The organism is Ruegeria sp. BB5 (assembly GCF_056539405.1).
The window spans coordinates 13,034-30,543 of sequence record NZ_JBQFUX010000001.1; the positions used below are offsets into that span (position 1 = coordinate 13,034).

14 protein-coding genes and 1 tRNA gene are annotated in these 17,510 nt (G+C 55.7%); 12 read left to right on the top strand and 3 right to left on the bottom strand.

Going from position 1 to position 17,510, the window contains the following annotated elements; translation table 11 throughout:
* The first annotated feature begins 364 nt into the window (after positions 1 to 364).
* The 4 genes from ACR0DL_RS00065 (at position 365) to ACR0DL_RS00080 (ending at position 1,896) form a co-directional block, all read left to right on the top strand.
* Entirely contained in the window at positions 365 to 556 is a 192-nt protein-coding gene (locus tag ACR0DL_RS00065) for a hypothetical protein (protein WP_480687002.1), read from the top strand.
* A 108-nt stretch (positions 557 to 664) separates the two neighbouring features.
* Positions 665 to 1,084 carry a hypothetical protein gene (locus ACR0DL_RS00070; protein WP_480687004.1) on the top strand — a complete coding sequence of 140 codons (420 nt, stop codon included), beginning with the start codon at positions 665 to 667 and terminating at the stop codon, positions 1,082 to 1,084.
* Between the two features lie 50 nt (positions 1,085 to 1,134).
* Positions 1,135 to 1,611: a hypothetical protein gene (locus ACR0DL_RS00075; protein WP_480687006.1), complete on the top strand. Its 477-nt coding sequence runs from the start codon at positions 1,135 to 1,137 to the stop codon at positions 1,609 to 1,611.
* 93 nt (positions 1,612 to 1,704) lie between these two features.
* A complete protein-coding gene (locus ACR0DL_RS00080) occupies positions 1,705 to 1,896 on the top strand; it encodes a hypothetical protein (protein ID WP_480687008.1) in 192 nt (63 codons plus the stop codon).
* A 354-nt stretch (positions 1,897 to 2,250) separates the two neighbouring features.
* Here ACR0DL_RS00080 and ACR0DL_RS00085 read toward each other — a convergent pair whose 3' ends face one another.
* Positions 2,251 to 4,749: an arylsulfatase gene (locus tag ACR0DL_RS00085; protein WP_480687010.1), complete on the bottom strand. Its 2,499-nt coding sequence runs from the start codon at positions 4,747 to 4,749 to the stop codon at positions 2,251 to 2,253.
* A gap of 939 nt (positions 4,750 to 5,688) precedes the next feature.
* Here ACR0DL_RS00085 and ACR0DL_RS00090 point away from each other — a divergent pair.
* Positions 5,689 to 7,401 carry an adenylate/guanylate cyclase domain-containing protein gene (locus ACR0DL_RS00090; RefSeq protein WP_480687012.1) on the top strand — a complete coding sequence of 571 codons (1,713 nt, stop codon included), beginning with the start codon at positions 5,689 to 5,691 and terminating at the stop codon, positions 7,399 to 7,401.
* A 148-nt stretch (positions 7,402 to 7,549) separates the two neighbouring features.
* Here ACR0DL_RS00090 and ACR0DL_RS00095 read toward each other — a convergent pair.
* A tRNA-Gln gene (locus ACR0DL_RS00095) sits at positions 7,550 to 7,624 on the bottom strand.
* A gap of 124 nt (positions 7,625 to 7,748) precedes the next feature.
* Between ACR0DL_RS00095 and ACR0DL_RS00100 the strand changes: the two genes are divergently transcribed.
* Positions 7,749 to 8,003, top strand: a complete 255-nt coding sequence (locus tag ACR0DL_RS00100; RefSeq protein ID WP_480687014.1) for a hypothetical protein — start codon at positions 7,749 to 7,751, stop codon at positions 8,001 to 8,003.
* A 51-nt stretch (positions 8,004 to 8,054) separates the two neighbouring features.
* Positions 8,055 to 8,561, top strand: coding sequence for a ferritin (locus ACR0DL_RS00105; protein ID WP_170408943.1), 507 nt, complete (start codon positions 8,055 to 8,057; stop codon positions 8,559 to 8,561).
* Between the two features lie 26 nt (positions 8,562 to 8,587).
* Here the strand turns inward: ACR0DL_RS00105 and ACR0DL_RS00110 are convergent, their stop codons facing one another.
* Entirely contained in the window at positions 8,588 to 9,076 is a 489-nt protein-coding gene (locus tag ACR0DL_RS00110) for an SH3 domain-containing protein (protein WP_425081164.1), read from the bottom strand.
* Positions 9,077 to 9,246: 170 nt separating this feature from the next.
* Here ACR0DL_RS00110 and ACR0DL_RS00115 point away from each other — a divergent pair, with 170 nt between their 5' ends.
* The 5 genes from ACR0DL_RS00115 (at position 9,247) to ACR0DL_RS00135 (ending at position 17,486) form a co-directional block, all read left to right on the top strand.
* Positions 9,247 to 10,233, top strand: coding sequence for a 2-hydroxyacid dehydrogenase (locus ACR0DL_RS00115; RefSeq protein WP_170349330.1), 987 nt, complete (start codon positions 9,247 to 9,249; stop codon positions 10,231 to 10,233).
* A 40-nt stretch (positions 10,234 to 10,273) separates the two neighbouring features.
* Positions 10,274 to 12,067: a gamma-glutamyltransferase gene (gene ggt / locus ACR0DL_RS00120; protein ID WP_480687016.1), complete on the top strand. Its 1,794-nt coding sequence runs from the start codon at positions 10,274 to 10,276 to the stop codon at positions 12,065 to 12,067.
* A gap of 12 nt (positions 12,068 to 12,079) precedes the next feature.
* Positions 12,080 to 13,501, top strand: coding sequence for an FAD-binding oxidoreductase (locus tag ACR0DL_RS00125; RefSeq protein WP_480687018.1), 1,422 nt, complete (start codon positions 12,080 to 12,082; stop codon positions 13,499 to 13,501).
* A 66-nt stretch (positions 13,502 to 13,567) separates the two neighbouring features.
* Positions 13,568 to 14,842, top strand: coding sequence for a hypothetical protein (locus ACR0DL_RS00130; protein ID WP_480687020.1), 1,275 nt, complete (start codon positions 13,568 to 13,570; stop codon positions 14,840 to 14,842).
* Positions 14,843 to 14,978: 136 nt separating this feature from the next.
* A complete protein-coding gene (locus tag ACR0DL_RS00135; protein ID WP_480687022.1) occupies positions 14,979 to 17,486 on the top strand; it encodes a GcvT family protein in 2,508 nt (835 codons plus the stop codon).
* Positions 17,487 to 17,510 lie beyond the last annotated feature (24 nt).

Below are 17,510 nucleotides of genomic sequence, written 5' to 3' on the forward strand. Positions count from 1 at the left end.
GTCAGCACCAAACTGTTCGACGGGAATTCACTCAAACGCGTAGATGCTTCATAGAATGGGCTAGGTTTTTGCGAATGCTGCAAACGGCAACTTCGTTCGCCTGACGGAAACTCGTCCAGAATGCTTGAATATCCGCTCCCCTAAAAACCGAGCAACTTCCTGCATCTAAATAAAGAAGCAACTGCAGGAGTTTGATCCATGAAGTACCTGTCTGCCCTCGGCGTTCTCGTCGGGGGTTTTCTTTTGCACCCACCGCCCAAGGCTGTCCTGACGACGATGCTCTGGGTGGTTGCTCGGTCTCATCCCGCTATCTCGGCGCTGGTTCTGCTGGCGGTTCTCTGGACGTGGAGACATGGAAGCGACGATGACTGAACTGGAGCTAAACCCCGGCGACGTCGTGGTCGTCCGGGCCTTCAATGACGTTCCTGAACATCTGTTCCGCGTGGATGAGGTGTTTGAAGACTGCTTGACCGGCTTTGCTGTCACCGGCCCACTGGCTGGTTCTTACGGCCAGCCGACCCTAGAGATGATCCTGCGGATCGTCTCAGACACCTGAACCCATCCCAATCCTAAATCTGAAAGGAGGAGACCTATGTCTGCTCATATTCGCTATGCCGATCTGAAGGGCCATACGTGGCTGTATAGACGCAACTAACCAGTTGACGTGGCTCTCGCGCTGGGCGCTCTGGCGTTGAAGCAGAGCCTCAAGACCGGAGATCATAACACCGCCCGTGTCCGAGCCGCGGAAGCCAATGCGCGGTTCGAGACGCTGGTGGAACAGGTTGGGTCGCAGGCAGAAGACGTCCTCTCTGCACCGGAGAACACCGCTGACGTTCCTGATTGGGTCGATCAACCGGAGTCGTCTCTCGTCCGTCTCCGGGCCACTCTGGAGGACTCTGGATGCAATCTCGAGCGGTCTAAGCTCATCAGGCCATCAGCGCCGGTGAAAGTGCCGGTTCGTGACCTGAGCCGGGCCTATCTGAACAAGCGCAGTAACGAACTACGACCCAGCGGGTTCAAATCGGTCCGATACTCTGTCGGGTATTCACTAGTCGCTTTGGTGGCCAGTCTGTTTGCAGCCTGACACGGGATGACGGGCGGGACTTCCTGTCCGCAATAGCCCAACTGTCTCCGATGATCGGCAAGTCGGAACGAACCTGTGGGCTGAACCTGGACCAACTGGTCGCGTACTCGTCTCGTGGGTCGGTGACCATAACGGCCAGAACCCAGCGGCGTATCTGGCCGCAGGTCAATCACTTCCTCGACTGGGTTGTTTATGAGGGGCATCTGGAAGTTAACCCCTTCCGAACCGTTCTGTTCGCCCGGAAGATACGTCCTCAACCCTATGCAGTTCCGAATGACGATGAAGTGTCGCGGTTGCTGGGAGCCAGGGACCGAGGCCTGCATCCGGTTCTGCTGACCTGTCTGTTGACAGGAATGCGAGCGGGGGAAGCGGTGGGGTTGCTTCGGGAAGACCTAGTGACCAAGGGCAATCTCGGTTGCTTCGTTCATGTCCAACCTAACCAACTACGACTGATGAAGACCGACGCGGCGGAGCGACTGGTTCCGGTCCATCCGGAGCTGGATGAGACGTTACGTCAACTGCCTTAATCCGGCCCTCTGTTTCCTGACCTGACCGTGGCGCACATCACCAAAGGCTTCGCGAGACTGAGACGACGGCTGGATCTGGAACGACCGGGACTGGTGTTTCACTCGACCCGCAAGTGGTTCATCACCCAGTGCGAGCGAACAGGTGTTCCTGAGCATTTCACGGCATCTCTGGTCGGCCACCAATCGGCACGGTCAGAGAACGGGATCACCTATGGCATCTACTCGGCTGGCATCAGTGATGAGCAGCGTCGGTCGATCGTCGATCAGATCCAACTCCCGACATGACCTTCCCGGACATTGACGCGTTCGAGGAACGAGCAGCAATTGCCGAATACGATGGCGGTTGCACCCGTAAGGCAGCGGAAAATCTGGCGGCTCGGGCTCAAGGATTCCGGGATGCGGAAGCCTACTGGCAGTGGCTGGCTGACTATGTCGTCCACCGAAGACCACCCTGACAACTAACCCTCGGCGGCCCTTAGCGGGTTGCCGGGGAAGCTCACTTTGTTTTCTTTTTCAGAAGCGGGCGTTGGTTGAAGGTTGGCTGAATGACCGTTCTGCGGACGAAGCGGACAAATATACCATCCGGTTTTCCGCTGCCCGACTCAAGCAAGTAGGCAACCTTTCAACCCTCTGAGCCAATTAGTCGCTTGCTCTTTGCATCGCGTCTTCGAGCTTTTGAATGTCGGCTTGACTCAACTGGGGTCGGTCGATTTTTATCGTTAGCTTTTCCAGTTTCGCGGTTAGTGGGAACGGTGGTTGGTAGTCGTCGTCGTTAACGCCAGTCAATGTATCAGAACCTATGTCAAACGCCTCGTCCCACTGAAGGGTGGTAGGAATAGTGTTCTTCATCTTTTGGGTTGCTACGACTTCGCCATCGACTTTCAGCGTCCCGGTGCCACCCTGACCTAAACCACTGGTGCTTCCATATGCGAGGGTTCCTGGTCCGAGGCCGTCATATTTGAAGTCAAACTCCAGAGTGTGCTTTCCGGGTGCCAAGGCTTCTTTGCCTTCCCATTTGATCCGTTCGAGATTCAACATATTCCAGAGAAAGACTGGCTTGCCATCAAGTAGGTAGAAACCATAACCGGCAAAGCGGCCGCCTGATGTCAAAATCATGCCTTCAGCACCACCTTCGGGCACATCTATCTCTGCTGTAATGGTGTACGAGCTGTTAAGAATACTTGGGGAATCTCCCTGAGGAACCCCAGTCATAGGCCGGACATAAACGAACTCGTTTCGTCCCGCTGCAATGCTTGGCCGAGGCAATGAAATTCTGGACGTGACCGAGGCATCCATCGGGAAGACCTGATACTTATTTGCTTCTTCTATAAATATAGCCTTCAGTTCTTCGATCTTCTCTGGGTGCTGCGCCGCCAGATCATTTCTTTGATTCATATCCGTGGTTAGATCGTAAAGCTCGAGCACTTGATTGTTCAAAGGGTCAGGGTTGGGCGTCTTCGGCGTTTCCCATGGCATCCGGTTTACTTTGGTGCTCAGTAACCAACCTTCGTGATACAAAGCCCATTGTCCCATCATTTCAAAGTACTGAGTTCGGTGACGGCTCGGTGCATCCTTGTTTTTCTCATCGAAAGTATAGGCAAAGCTGGTGCCTTCAATTGGAGATTGAACAATCCCGTCGACTTCCAACGGCGCTTGAATTCCAGTGACTTCGAGGATCGTCGGCACGACGTCGATTACATGCATGAACTGATCTCGCTGACCGCCTTTGTCTGCGATTCCGTCAGGCCATGACACCACCATGTTCTGTCGGATGCCGCCAAGCCTGTTTGCATTCTGCTTGAAGTAATCGAACGGAGTATCAAAAGCCCAGGACCATCCTGCCGACATGTGGTTGTAAGTCTCTTCGGTTCCCCAAACATCGTACCACTGCAACTGCGTTTTTGCAGGCATCTCTGCGATACCGTTGAACCAAGCCACCTCGTTCGGTGTCCCCATCGGCCCGCCCTCAGCCGAGGTGCCATTGTCACCGTTGATGTAGAAGATCAGCGTGTTGTCACGTTTTCCGAGGTCCTCAATTGCGTCGATGACGCGACCTATCTCATGGTCGGTATAGGCCGCATAGGCGGCGAAAACCTCTACCTGTCGAACGAAGAGTTTTTCCTCGTCGTCCGTCAATTGATCCCACGGCTTGATTTTGTCTGCGGGCCAAGGCGACAGCGTTGCATCTTGCGGGACAAGCCCCAACTTTTTCTGGTTCTCAAAAATTGTCTGCCTAAGTGCTTCGTACCCGCCATCAAACAGGTTCATCGCCTCGATCTTCTCGACCCACTCTTTGGTCGGGTGGTGCGGCGCATGCGTTGCACCGGGCACATACTTGACAAAGAAAGGCTTACTTGGCTCGATTTGGTGCAACCGCGAAATGTGGTCAATCGCATCGTCGGCCATTCCGGTAATCAGGTTCCACTCAGGATCACCATCAAACGGGTAAATCGGGGTGGTATTTCGATATAAGTTCGGTTGCCATTGGTTCGCGTCTCCACCAACAAACCCATAAAAGTATTCGAAACCTAAACCAGTCGGCCATTTGTCAAATGGACCAGCCTGGCTCGCCGCAAATGCTGGAGTGTTATGATTTTTTCCAAACCATGAAGTGGCGTAGCCATTGTCTGAAAGTATCCTCCCGATAGTGGCTTTGTTGTCTGGAACAATACTGTTGTAGCCGGGATACCCGGTCGAAGATTCTGAAATCACTCCGAACCCGACCGAGTGATGATTGCGGCCTGTCATCAAGGCTGCCCTGGTCGGTGAACAAAGTGCGGTCGAATAGATATTCGTAAAACTCAAACCCTCTTTTGCCAATTCATCCATCGTATCAGTCGGGATGACGCCGCCAAAAGTACTAGGAATACCATACCCAGCATCATCCAACATGATGAGGAGGATATTTGGCGCGTTCTCAGGTGGCACGACACGCGGCGGCCACCAAGGGGTTGAATTGGTCGCTTGCTCCTCAATTTTTCCCCCAAACACCGGAGGTTCCGGAGGCAATTGCCTGCCATCAATTGTGGTGGTTCCGTCTGGAGAGCCCACTTGCGATTGGGATAGCGCCATTTCGGTAGTGGAAACGAATGAGACCAATACTGCTACAGTTAGCTTCAATCTATTTGTTGCAGGCATTTCTAACCCTCCCTCCACATTGACACACGGTATTGCGGTCAACCTTATTTCCGTCGGTTTCGGGTTTTAGAGCCGCGCTAGACCAAATCCCGTAATGATATTCATATTCAAGAATGTTCTATGTGTAGCACTAGATTTCCTTGGCACGACAATTTTTTTGCGACCGCTATGGGCTCATACCAGTCGTTCGCAACACTTGGATTGAACGAGCGCTCCGCCACTCAACAGCCCCAACCAGCTAGCACCAGCGACCACCCGTCAGCACCCGGAACCAGTCGTCAGCGGTCTAGTCAGCGCCAGTGAACGGTTGATCTAGCGGTCTCGTCAGCACTTGTCGGCACAGGTTAACGACCTCTCTAGCGGTCAGGCATGTCCCGTGTTCCCTCCCGAAATGCCCCCGGAACCGCCCCAGTTTCGGCCACCGGTTGGAAAAGCTCTTAGGTTTCATCGGTTGGCAAGGATTCCTACCACCCCAGCCAGCTCTTCAGAACATGGAACGACGACAGGCAGTTGGAGCTGAACTCGTCGAGAAATGTCCCCGTTTATGCCCCAGTGGTTTCGGGTGTACTGATACCCTCTGACCTCTCATCTTTCCTAACCTCTAGCAGGAGTTCTATGGGGGTGGGGAATAGGTATAAGTAATGAATAGAAACCGGAGGATAGAGAGAACCGAGTATCCTCGTTCCTGATCCATAATACAAAAAGGGAAGAGGAGGTTATGGGGGAGATAGAGGAACCATGGCACTCGCGACCGATCGATGTTTACCGTTAGTCGGATCACCTAGAGGTCGCCGCCTTGATCGACCGCATCTGGGACGAGCATCAGCGTGGAACGGGGTTTGGGAGCACCTCGGGATTTCGAACGCTGACCCCAAAGACGACCTTGTCGGGCTGACAGAAGTTGAGTGTCGCGTTAAGTTCCTTAAAACGGGGGAACGAATGGACAGACGTCTTACCACAGTGCTTGCGGCGGACATTGTCGGCTACTCAGCACTGATGGATCATGACCGTGAAGGTACGATTAGTGCGCTCAGATCATTCCGTGAAGATACGCTCCAATTGATGCTGAAAGCCCATGGCGGGACAATGATCAAAAGCTTGGGCGATGGTTGGATCGCCGAGTTTAAGTCCACATCAGACGCTGCAGATTGCGCCATAGCAATACAGTCGGCGCAGAAACCAGACAATATCAAGCTTCGAATTGGCATCCATACCGGCGAGGTTGTCACCGAAGGTGATGACATTTTTGGTGATGGAATAAATGTCGCTGCTCGTCTCGAAGCTATGGCCGAGCCGGGTCAGGTTTTGATATCGGACACGTCTCACAACAGTCTTGACCGAGGCGACGCGTCCAAATTCGACGGCGGCGAGCAGACAGAACTCAAAAACATCACGCGCCGCATCGGTGTTTGGTGCTGGCCCAAGGGCACTTCAGCCAATCTGTCACCAACGACAGATGTCAGACCTGGGATTGCAGTGCTTCCATTCGACAATATGTCTGGTGATCCCGAACAGGAATTCTTTGCGGACGGCATCACCGAAGACATCATCACAGAGTTGTCTCGCTTCCGCTGGCTGATGGTTGTGGCCCGAAATTCGTCCTTCACTTTCAAAGGCAAAAACACGGATATACGCGAAGTCGGTCGCATACTGGGAGTGCGCTATGTTCTCGAGGGTTCAGTCAGACGAGCTGGTCAACGCGTCCGCATTACTGGGCAGTTAATTGATGCGGAAAACGGCAGCCATCTCTGGGCAGATCGCTTCGACGGCGTGCTTGATGATATTTTCGACCTTCAAGACAAAGTCACGCTGGAGGTCGTAACGGCGATTGAGCCATCTCTAAGGCACGCCGAAACCAACCGTGCGCGTGCAAAACCTACTGATAATTTGGAAGCTTACGAACTTTACCTTCGAGCGCAGTCGCATTTCCATCTTTTAACGGATGAAGACAACCGAGAGGCCATACGTTTGACGACCCTCGCATTGGATCGTGACCCAGACTATGCGACCGCATCAGGTTTGTTGGCTTGGTTGCATATTCAACGAATGGTTCAAGGGCTTGAGCCTATTGGCGAAGGGGCGAAAGAGGCCGTAAAGGCAGCCGAGCGGGTACTGCTGAGTGATCGTGCAGACGGGATCGCGCTGGCGTATGCTGCGCATTCAATCTCAATGCTGGCGCGGGACTTGCCACGCGCGCGCGTTGCTTTCAAACAAGCTCTCGAGCAAAACCCAAACGCAGCAACAGTTCACATGCTGGCATCCATCAACCTTTTTCTTCTTGATCGGCCGGAGGAGGCACTAAGTCACGCGATTCAGTCTGTCGACCTGAGCCCGCACGATCCGTTGCGCCATGCTGCTTACATTGCTCAGGCAAGCGCACTCTTTCATCTTGGGCGCTACGAGGAATCGGTTAAGGCTTGCCGAGATGCCTTATCTGTGCGTTCAAACTTCGTAATGAGTCATCTCATGCTGATTGCTGCTCTAGGACACCTCACCGACGATGATGCGGCTCGCGAAGCGGTTGCGGATCTTCAGGCGTTGAGCCCAGGGCTGACCGTAACCTCGGCACAGACTCAATTACCAATATTCACTGTTCCATCTTGTGCAAACAATTGGCGTGAGGGTTGGTTAAAAGCAGGTTTACCACAATAAGTAATCAGTCGCGATGTCATGAACGCTTGAACTTTAATTGGCGAGGTCAGAGGACGTCAGAGCACCCGAAACCACTGGGGCACAAACGGGGGCATTTCTCGGAGGGTTTAACCCAAAGTGCCTGTCGCTGTTCCATGTTCCGATGAACTGGCTGGGGTGGTAGGATTCGAACCTACGATACACGGTACCAAAAACCGCTGCCTTACCACTTGGCTACACCCCAACGGTGAGGCGCTGTCTACGATTGTTGGTTGGAGGGTTCAAGGGCTTTCGAGTGAAAAAAACTGACTTGGAGCAAAAATTTTTTTCCACGCTCGCGACGATCCAAATTGGCGAGATTTCCGGTCATGGATTGCCTATCTGGAAAAGGATTTATTGGTCACAAAGCCTATGTGAAAGGTCTGAAAGTGTTGAACACGGCCACTGTGTTCAAAGGGCGGAGGGACTTTCACCCACGTTCTGAGCGGCGTTTTGAAGCTGGGAAATACATTGACTTGGAAATTCGCCCCGGATTTGCAAACGCCTTTCATTTGCAGGGAGCGGCATCTAAAATATTGAAATTAAATTATAAAAAAACGAAACTGGGTTGTGGAATTCCTTGAAAATACGTAGCAATGCAAATGAACCGGTACCCCGTGTCACAGGAGACGAAGATGAAGCTGAACCCGAATGTCGCAGAAGCACTGAACCGTCAAATCAACAGTGAACTTCAGGCATCCTACACCTACCTTGCGATGGCCGCATATTTTGAATCGCAGGATCTGCCAGGATTCGCGCAATGGTTCCGCGGTCACTCGGTTGAAGAACAAACACATGCCATGCGTATCTTCGATTTTGTGGCACAGCGTGGCGGGAGAATCGAACTGGAAGGCATCGACACACCCAAGATGGACTATGACTCGCCGGTCGAGGCGCTGGAATATGCGCTTGCCAACGAGGAAAAGGTCACAGGTCAGATCAATGCGCTGTTTGAACTGGCGCACGGGGTCAAGGAATACAGCACGCAAAATATGCTGAACTGGTTTTTGGCCGAGCAGAACGAAGAAGAAGACTTGTTTGGCAAGATTCTCGACAAGACCAAGGCGGCCAATGGCGATAGGTGGAACCTGTTGCTGTTGGACAAGGATATGGGCACGCGAACCACCCAGGCTACGGAATAGGCGACGGGGCGGCTGTGGTCGCCCCGTTACTCGCGGATTTCAGAGGGGTCGACTCCCCATAGGCTCGATTTCCGAGCCCAGCCGCGGTAACCGCCAGCAGAGATTTGGCACCAGTCCAGGCTGCAACTGCCTAGGCGCGCCACCACCCCGGATTCGAATTGGGCACTGATCTGCGCATTTGGGTCGGGGCTGGCATAGACAGGCAGCATTTCGGATTCGATCAATACGGTCCGCACGCCGGACAGTAGGGCATAGTGAACCCACCCGCCGGCACCGTCACGGTCCTGAACCTTGCGCCAATTGCCGTATTCAGCCGTGATTTGCAGCGGCATGCCGCGCCGTTTAAACACCCAGTCGATTCGATGTGTTAACGAAGGACCACGCCGAACATTGCCCTCGGCGGCCTTCATCGAAACATATCTTGGCAATGGCAGGTTGGTCACAGGGCCGCGGGCATCCTGTGCGCTGGCAGCCAAAGTGCCCAGCACAAACAGAAATACGGACAAAACCACCAGAAGGCGGCGTTTTACCGATAGAAAACCACTCACTGACTGCCTGCTCTTGTGCCTGTTGATTTGGTTTCGAAAAAAGGTCGTCTCAATGCGTTGGGGTTCTTGTGCCCCGCCTTATCCTGCGCCACGATGCCATGGCGCGCGAAGGTTTGCAAAGCGATGGGAGGGCGGAAGTGCCAAGAGAACGTCTGAGTGTTGTTGTAACGCGACGGTTGCCCGAGGCAGTGGAAACCAGACTGAGCGAGTTGTTCGACGTCCAGCTGCGCGAGGATGACACCCCCATGTCGCGCGAAGAGCTGGTCGCAGCAGTTCAGAGTGCAGATGTCCTTGTTCCAACGGTGACCGACACAATTGATGGCGGTTTGCTGGGGCAGGCGGGCGAAAACCTGCGCTTGATCGCCAATTACGGGGCCGGTGTCGACAATATTGATGTGTCGACGGCGCGACAGAGGGGCATTCTTGTTTCCAACACCCCCGGTGTGCTGACAGACGATACGGCCGATATGACCATGGCATTGATCCTTGCGGTCACGCGGCGTTTTCCCGAGGGCGTTGGTGTGATGCAACGGGGGGATTGGACCGGCTGGGCGCCGACCGCACTGTTGGGTGGGCGGATCGGTGGACGTCGCCTTGGCATTCTGGGCATGGGTCGGATCGGCCAGGCCGTGGCCCGCCGTGCCCGTGTCTTTGGAATGCAGGTGCATTACCACAATCGTCGTCGCCTACGCCCTGAGGTCGAAGACGAGTTGGAAGCCACCTATTGGGAAAGCCTAGACCAGATGGTCGCTCGGATGGATGTTCTTTCAATTCATTGCCCGTCGACCCCGTCTACCTTTCATCTGATGAACGCGCGTCGGTTAAAGCTGCTGAAGCCCTCGGCGGTAGTTATCAACACCTCTCGGGGTGAAGTGATTGACGAGAATGCGCTCACGCGCCTGATCCGATCGGGTGATATCGCAGGCGCGGGGTTGGATGTCTACGAACATGGCACTCAAGTGAACCCGCGTTTGCGGCAATTGCCTAATGTTGTTCTGCTGCCTCATATGGGATCGGCCACGCTGGAAGGCCGGATCGAGATGGGCGAGAAAGTCATTATCAATATCAAGACCTTCGAAGACGGGCACCGCCCGCCGGATCAGGTTGTGCCATCCATGTTGTGACGCACCCGCGCCGAAGGAACAATTTTTTCAGGAGGATACGATGCGACGAAATCTGATATCAGGATTGTTTGTGACGGCATTGACCTTTGGCGGGGCGTCCTTTGCGCAGGAAACAGCGGATGCGGTAGCACCCGAGGGTGCCTCGGACGGGCAGGTTCAGGGCCTGACCGACGAAGTGATTGCCTCGCTTGAGGCGAAGTTGGCTGGTCAGCCCGTAACTTCGCAGAACTGGATGGTTGCTGCGGCGAACCCGTTGGCCGTTGAGGCTGGAGCCAAGGTTCTGCGGGCCGGAGGGTCTGCGGCGGATGCCATGGTCGCGGTGCAGGTTGTGCTGGGGTTGGTCGAGCCTCAATCCTCGGGCCTTGGTGGCGGCGCGTTTCTGGTTTGGTACGATGCGGCAACTGGCAAGTTGACCACGCTGGATGGGCGCGAGACGGCTCCGCTGGAAGCGAACCACCGCCTATTCCACGATGAGAATGGTGAGCCCTTGCAATTCTACGATGCCGTGGTGGGGGGGCTGTCAGTCGGTACGCCCGGTACGCCAGCGTTGCTGGAAGAGGCGCACCGGCGTTGGGGTCGCAGCCCGTGGCCCAGCCTGTTTCAGGATGGCATCACGCTGGCGGATGAAGGGTTCCTTGTATCTCCGCGATTGGCCACTTTGGTCGAGGCAGATGCTGAGAGGTTATCGCGTTTTCCTGTGACGGCTGAATACTTCCTGCCCGGTGGTACGCCTTTGCAGCAAGGTCAGCGCCTGATGAACCCGGACTATGCGAACACGTTGCGTGTTTTGGCCAGTGAAGGGTCGGCCGGGTTCTACGGCGGTGAAATCGCCGCCGGCATCGTCAGCACGGTGCGCGGAGCGCCCGGAAATCCCGGAGTTCTGTCCGGCGTAGATCTGGCGCTGTATCAGGTGATTGAACGCGAACCGGTCTGCGCTGCCTATCGTGTTTATGAGGTTTGCGGCATGGGGCCGCCCTCATCCGGGGCGCTGACGGTCGGTCAGATCCTTGGCATGCTAGACGGGTATGATCTGACCGCGATGGGCCCCGAGGATGCGAATGCTTGGCGGTTGATCGGCGATGCGTCGCGTTTGGCCTTTGCGGATCGCGGCCGTTTCATGGCCGATCACGACTATGTGCCGATGCCCACGCAGGGTCTGGTCGACCCCTCCTATCTGTCTGAACGCGGGCAACTGCTGGGCGGCGAGGGCGCGTTGATCGAAGCGACCCCGGGCAATCCAGAGTTCGATCACGCGTCGAACTGGGCGGATGATGTTTCGCTCGAGTTGCCCTCGACCTCGCATATCTCGATTGTCGACCAATATGGCAATGTGCTGTCGATGACCACGACGATTGAAAACGGGTTCGGCTCACGGTTGATGACCAACGGGTTCCTGTTGAATAACGAGTTGACCGATTTCTCGTTCAAAACCCACAGCGATGGTGTTCCGATTGCTAACCGGTTAGAGCCCGGCAAGCGGCCTCGTTCTTCGATGAGTCCGACGATAGTCATGCAAGATGGCAAACCGGTATTGGCCATCGGATCACCCGGTGGAAGCCGTATCATTGGCTATGTCGCCAAGTCGATTATCGCCTGGGCTGATTGGGATATGGATGTACAACAGGCGTTGTCACTGCCGCATCTGGTTAATCGCTTTGGCACCTATGATGTGGAACAGGGCACCGCAGCCGAAGGTTTCTCGGACCCATTGATCGAGCTGGGGTTCGAGGTGAACCCGCGCGATCTGACGTCTGGCCTGCATGCGATCGAGATCGGAGAGGTCCTAACCGGTGGCGCTGATCCACGTCGCGAAGGCATCGCGCTGGGCGAATAAAAGGAAAATTACATGGTGCAGGCAGCAGCGTTGCCGCGAAACGAGGCCGGGATTGAAACGGCTGTCGGTATTCTAAAGCAGAGGTTTGGTGATCGCCTGCAAACCGGCGTTTCAGTCCGAGAACAACATGGCCACACGACAACCTGGATCAACAATCAGCCCCCGGACGCGGTGGTTTTTCCCCGTTCGACCGCGGAAGTATCCGAGATTGTCAAAACCTGTGCTCAGCACAAGGTGCCGGTGATCGCCTTTGGCACCGGCACATCGCTGGAAGGGCATGTGAACGCCCCGGCGGGTGGTATCTCGGTCGACCTGGGCCAGATGGATCAGGTGCTGGCCGTGCATGCAGGTGATCTGGATTGCGTCGTGCAACCAGGGGTGACGCGAGAAGACCTGAATACCCATCTGCGCGATCAGGGCCTGTTCTTTCCCATTGACCCCGGTGCCAATGCATCGCTGGGCGGGATGGCGGCAACGCGGGCCTCGGGCACCAACGCGGTGCGCTATGGCACGATGAAGGACAATATCCTAAGCCTTGAAGCGGTCATGCCCGATGGTCAGATCATCCGCACCGGCCACAGGGCACGGAAATCCTCGGCCGGGTATGACCTGACCCGCTTGCTGATTGGGGCCGAGGGCACGCTGGGCATAATCACCGAACTCACCCTGCGCCTGCAGGGTATCCCAGAGGCGATCACCTCGGCCCGGTGCTCCTTTCCAACAGTTGATGCGGCCTGTCAGGCGGTGATGATGACGATCCAATACGGCGTGCCCGTGGCCCGGATCGAGCTGTTGGACGAACTGTCAGTCAAGGCAGCCAACGCCTATTCTGGGCTTAGCCTGCCGGAAACGCCTTTGCTGCTGTTGGAATTCCACGGATCGGAATCCGGCGCGGTTGAGCAGGCCGAAACCTTTGGTCAGATCGCTGAAGAGTTCGGTGGGACGGATTTCGCCGCCACCTCAACAACGGAAGAGCGCAACAAGCTGTGGCAGGCCCGGCATGATATGTATTGGGCCAGCCTGCAATTGCGCCCCGGTGCGCGGGGGATTTCCACCGATGTCTGCGTTCCGATCTCGCGCCTGGCGGAATGCGTCACCACGACCCGGGACAAGGCCAAGGAACTGGGCCTGATGGCACCGATCGTGGGGCATGTGGGGGACGGGAATTTTCACACTCTGCTGTTGATCGACATGGACAACGCCGATGAGGTGGCGCGGGCGGATGGGTTTGTCGGTTGGCTGAACGATCTGGCCATCTCGATGGAGGGCACGTGTACCGGTGAGCATGGAATCGGGCAGGGCAAGCGACCCTATCTGATCAAGGAACTGGGCGCGGCGGTCAGCTATATGGATGCAATCAAAAAAGCACTCGACCCGGACAACATCATGAACCCGGGGAAAATCCTGTCGAATGCAGATTTCGACCATCGTTAAAATTTCGGGCTGAAAGCCACAAGGCTGCCCAAATTCCATTCTATCTTTCGCAAAAATGAGCAGCGATTGATTTTGGAATCTCAGATGGGCATTTTGCGGATTTTTGGTTTTATGGTGGTCGTAATATCGACTATTGCGGGCCTTGATTATTACCAACAGGGCAAAAAGCACGAAGGCACTTTGTCCGTCAGTGGTTATGTCGAATCGATCAAGCACCGTTTTGCGCAACAACAGGAAGAGCGTGAGGTCAAAGCCGTTGAACGTAACCGGAAAAAACGCTGGAAAGCCGGGGCAAAGTCTTATCTGCCAGCGGCCAGCGCCGGATGGGCACAATTTGAGCTGACCCAGATGGACAGCGCGCCCGTCGATACGGTGCTTTCGAATTATGCCCCCATCCCCCTGATCAGTTCGGTATCTGGTACGGCTGAACTGATGCGTCTGGTGAAAGGCGGCAAGAAAGGGATCGCGCGCAAGCTGAGCGAAACCGGGCTGGTATATGCCAAAGGTGATGAGGTCGTCTGGTTCGACATCAGCCTCAAACCAAAATCGGCGAGTAACTCGCTGGCGGGCATGGCCCTTTCGCGGCAGCAAAATTTCATGTCGCATACCGCGATCAAACAGGGTTTTGCGGTGATTGACGGTGTCGCATTCATGGAAATCACTCAGGAGCTGACCAATCCCACCGAAGCGGTGGATTATCGCAGGATCATCGGGCGGATCGGGATTGACGAAGAGGTTGTGATCCGGATGGGCACTAATGCCGATGACGCCACGATTCTAGAGCTTTTGGAGGCCGTCGATTATGCCGCCCTTAACACTTTACTGACTTATCCGTCGCTTGTGGTGGGGCAGGGTGTTTCGGTCCAGCAAGACCGCCAGCCAGAGGTCGCCGAAAAGATGGATCAGCTGTATAAGGAAATGCAGTTGGTTCAGGAAAAGATCACCGATGAAAAGCTCAAGAATCTGGATGTCACGGCCATGATGGTCAATTCGTTGACGGCGTCGGATTTCAACAGCGATGGCATCATGGATATTACCGGGGGTGAGGTATTCGAAAATCAGGACATCCTGCAAATCGGGTATGGTCGGGCGCAAAAACTGCTGTTGGATTCTGATCAGCGCCAGGCGGCTTTGGCAGAAGATGACCAGGCCGAAGGATCGGGTTTTTTCAACAGGCTGAAAAACAAACTGCCAGCCTTTGCAGCGCCCAAGTACAAGGATACGGCAGTGAAACCGGCTCCGAAAAAAACCTCGCAACCAGTGCGCGTGCATAAGGGCGGGCTGGGGACGTCCTGCGCGCAGGTTGGCAGCATCAAGCGGTGTTCAGCCTCGGGGCAATAACGCCAATCACGATGATTCCGCAGTCTGTTTACGGTGGCGGGTCGTTTTTTTTCTCTCACTGGTCGGATGAATGTCGCGCCGGGTGCTTCAAATGCGCCATATGGTGTCAACTGAATTCAAGGGGAGACGCCCGGTTATGAAAACCCAAGTCAAAGCACTGGTTGTTGGCGGCGGCGCCGTTGGGACCTCGATTGCCTATCATCTGGCCAAAGCGGGTTGGGATGATGTGATGTTGATTGAACGGGATGAGCTGACGTCCGGCTCGACCTGGCACGCCGCTGGCCTGCTGCCGTTGTTCAATATGTCCTACGCGACAACTCACATCCACAAATACTCAGTCGACTTCTACAAGACGCTGGAGGAAGAAACCGGTCTGAACGCAGGGTTTGCCGTGGTCGGCAACCTGCGCATGGCCCAAACGCAAGAACGTATGGACGAATACATGCTGTATGCGTCCACCGCCGAGACCTGCGACGTTGCATATGAATGGCTGACCCCGGACCAGATCAAGGAACGCTGGCCGCTGATCGAGACGTCGGACCTGAAGGGCGCGATTTACCACACTGAAGATGGTTACATTAACCCGGCCGACGTGACGCAGGCTATGGCCAAAGGCGCCCGTCAACGCGGCGTCGATATCGTCCGCAAGATGCAAGCCGATGCGTTCCACTGGAACGGTACCCACTGGGAAGTCACCTGCACTAAGATGGTCGAGAAGGGCGGCAACCTCATTCCTTCGGATGAGCAGGTTGTTATCACCGCCGAGCATGTCGTCACCGCTTCCGGAAACCACGCGCAGCGCACGGCCAAGATGCTGGGCATCAAAATGCCTGCGATCCCGGTCGAGCATACCTTTATCGTCATGGATAAAGACCCCGAGCTGGTCAAATGGCGTGAAGCTGGTAACCCCGAACACCCTGTTGTCCGTGATGCTGACAACGAATCTTACGCCCGCGAGGAACGTGGCGGCTGGATTCTGGGTATTTATGAACACGGCGCGCCTGCGCAGTTCGAACACGGCGTGCCGGACAGCTTTCGCGCGGACCTGTTCCCGCTGGATTTGGACCGGATTGCTGATCAGTACATGGCGATGGCCGAACGCGTGCCGTCCTGCGCCGAGTCTGGTCTGAAAGACGATTTCAACGGCCCGATCTGCTATACCCCCGATGGCAACCCGCTGGTTGGTCCGGCTCCGGGCCTACGTAACATGTGGCTGGCTGAGGGCTTCAGCTTTGGCATCACGGCTGCAGGCGGCACTGGCTATTATCTGGCACAGATGATGGTCGATGGCGAAGCCGAGATCGACATGGCCTCGTTGGACCCCAAGCGCTATTCCTCGAGCTGGATGACCACCGAATTCGCGGCGCGCAAGAACGAAGAATGCTATGAGCACGTCTACATCCTGCACCACCCGGATGAAGAGCGTGAAGCCTGCCGTCCGCTGCGGACTGTTCCGGCCTACGACCGTCAGAAAGCACGCGGCGCGCAGTTCGGTTGGGTTAACGGATGGGAACGTCCGAACTACTTCGGTCCCACCGATGCACCAGATAACTTTGATAAGGAAAGCCGTTCGTTCCGTCGTGGTGGCTGGTGGCAATACGCCGTCGAAGAGGCCAAAGCGATCCGTGAAGGCGTGGGTCTGGTCGATGCGTCCGCGTTTACCAAGCATGTCGTCAAAGGCCCCGGTGCTACCCAGTTTCTGGACTGGTTCACCTGCAACAAGCTGCCCAAGGTGGGTCGTATCAACCTGACCTACGCGCTGACCTCGCATGGCACCACCCGAACCGAATACACCATCGTCCGCAATGGCGAGAACAACTACTACATCGTTTCAGCCGGCGCCTGGACCGAGTATGACGCCGACTATCTGCGTAAGGCGGCTGAGGACAAGATGGATGAGTTCGGCTATGTCGAAATCCAGGACGTGACCACGCAGTGGGGCGTTTTTGCCATCGCCGGACCCAAGTCGCGTGACGTTCTGAAAGAGGTCATCAAGGACGCCGATCCGGAAACCGCGCTGTCCAACAAGCGTTTCCCGTGGCTGTCGGCCCGTCAGATCGAACTGGGCATGTGCCCGGTCAACGCGATCCGAGTGGCCTATACCGGTGAACTGGGTTGGGAACTGCACCACCCGATCGAGATGCAGAACTACCTGTTCGACTTGCTGGAAAAAGCGGGTGAGAAGCACGGTATGAAGCTGGTTGGTGCGCGCGCCCAGAACTGGTTGCGTCAGGAGAAATCCTATCGCGCCTTTGGAACCGAACTGGGCCGCGACGCGACCCCGCTGGAAGCTGACCTGCCGCGTTTTGTCGACCTGTCAAAGGACTTCCACGGCAAGGCCAAGCTGGAAGAAACCGGCGTGCGTGTGAAGTGCTGCACTTTGTTGATCGACGGACCGGACGATGCCGACCCGTGGGGCCGCGAGGCGCTGTATACGCCAGAAGGCGAGCGTGTGGGCCGTCTGACTTCGGGCGGCTACTCGGTGGCGTTCGAAAAGTCCATCGGTATGGGCTACGTGAAACCTGAAATGGCAGTCGAAGGCACCAAGCTGAAGGTCAAAATTCAGGACAAGCTTTGGGATGCGGTCGTGACCTGCGACAGCCCCTACGATCCGAAAAACGAAACCATCCGCAAGGACGGTTAACCCGGACAGAGAACAGGCGGCGCA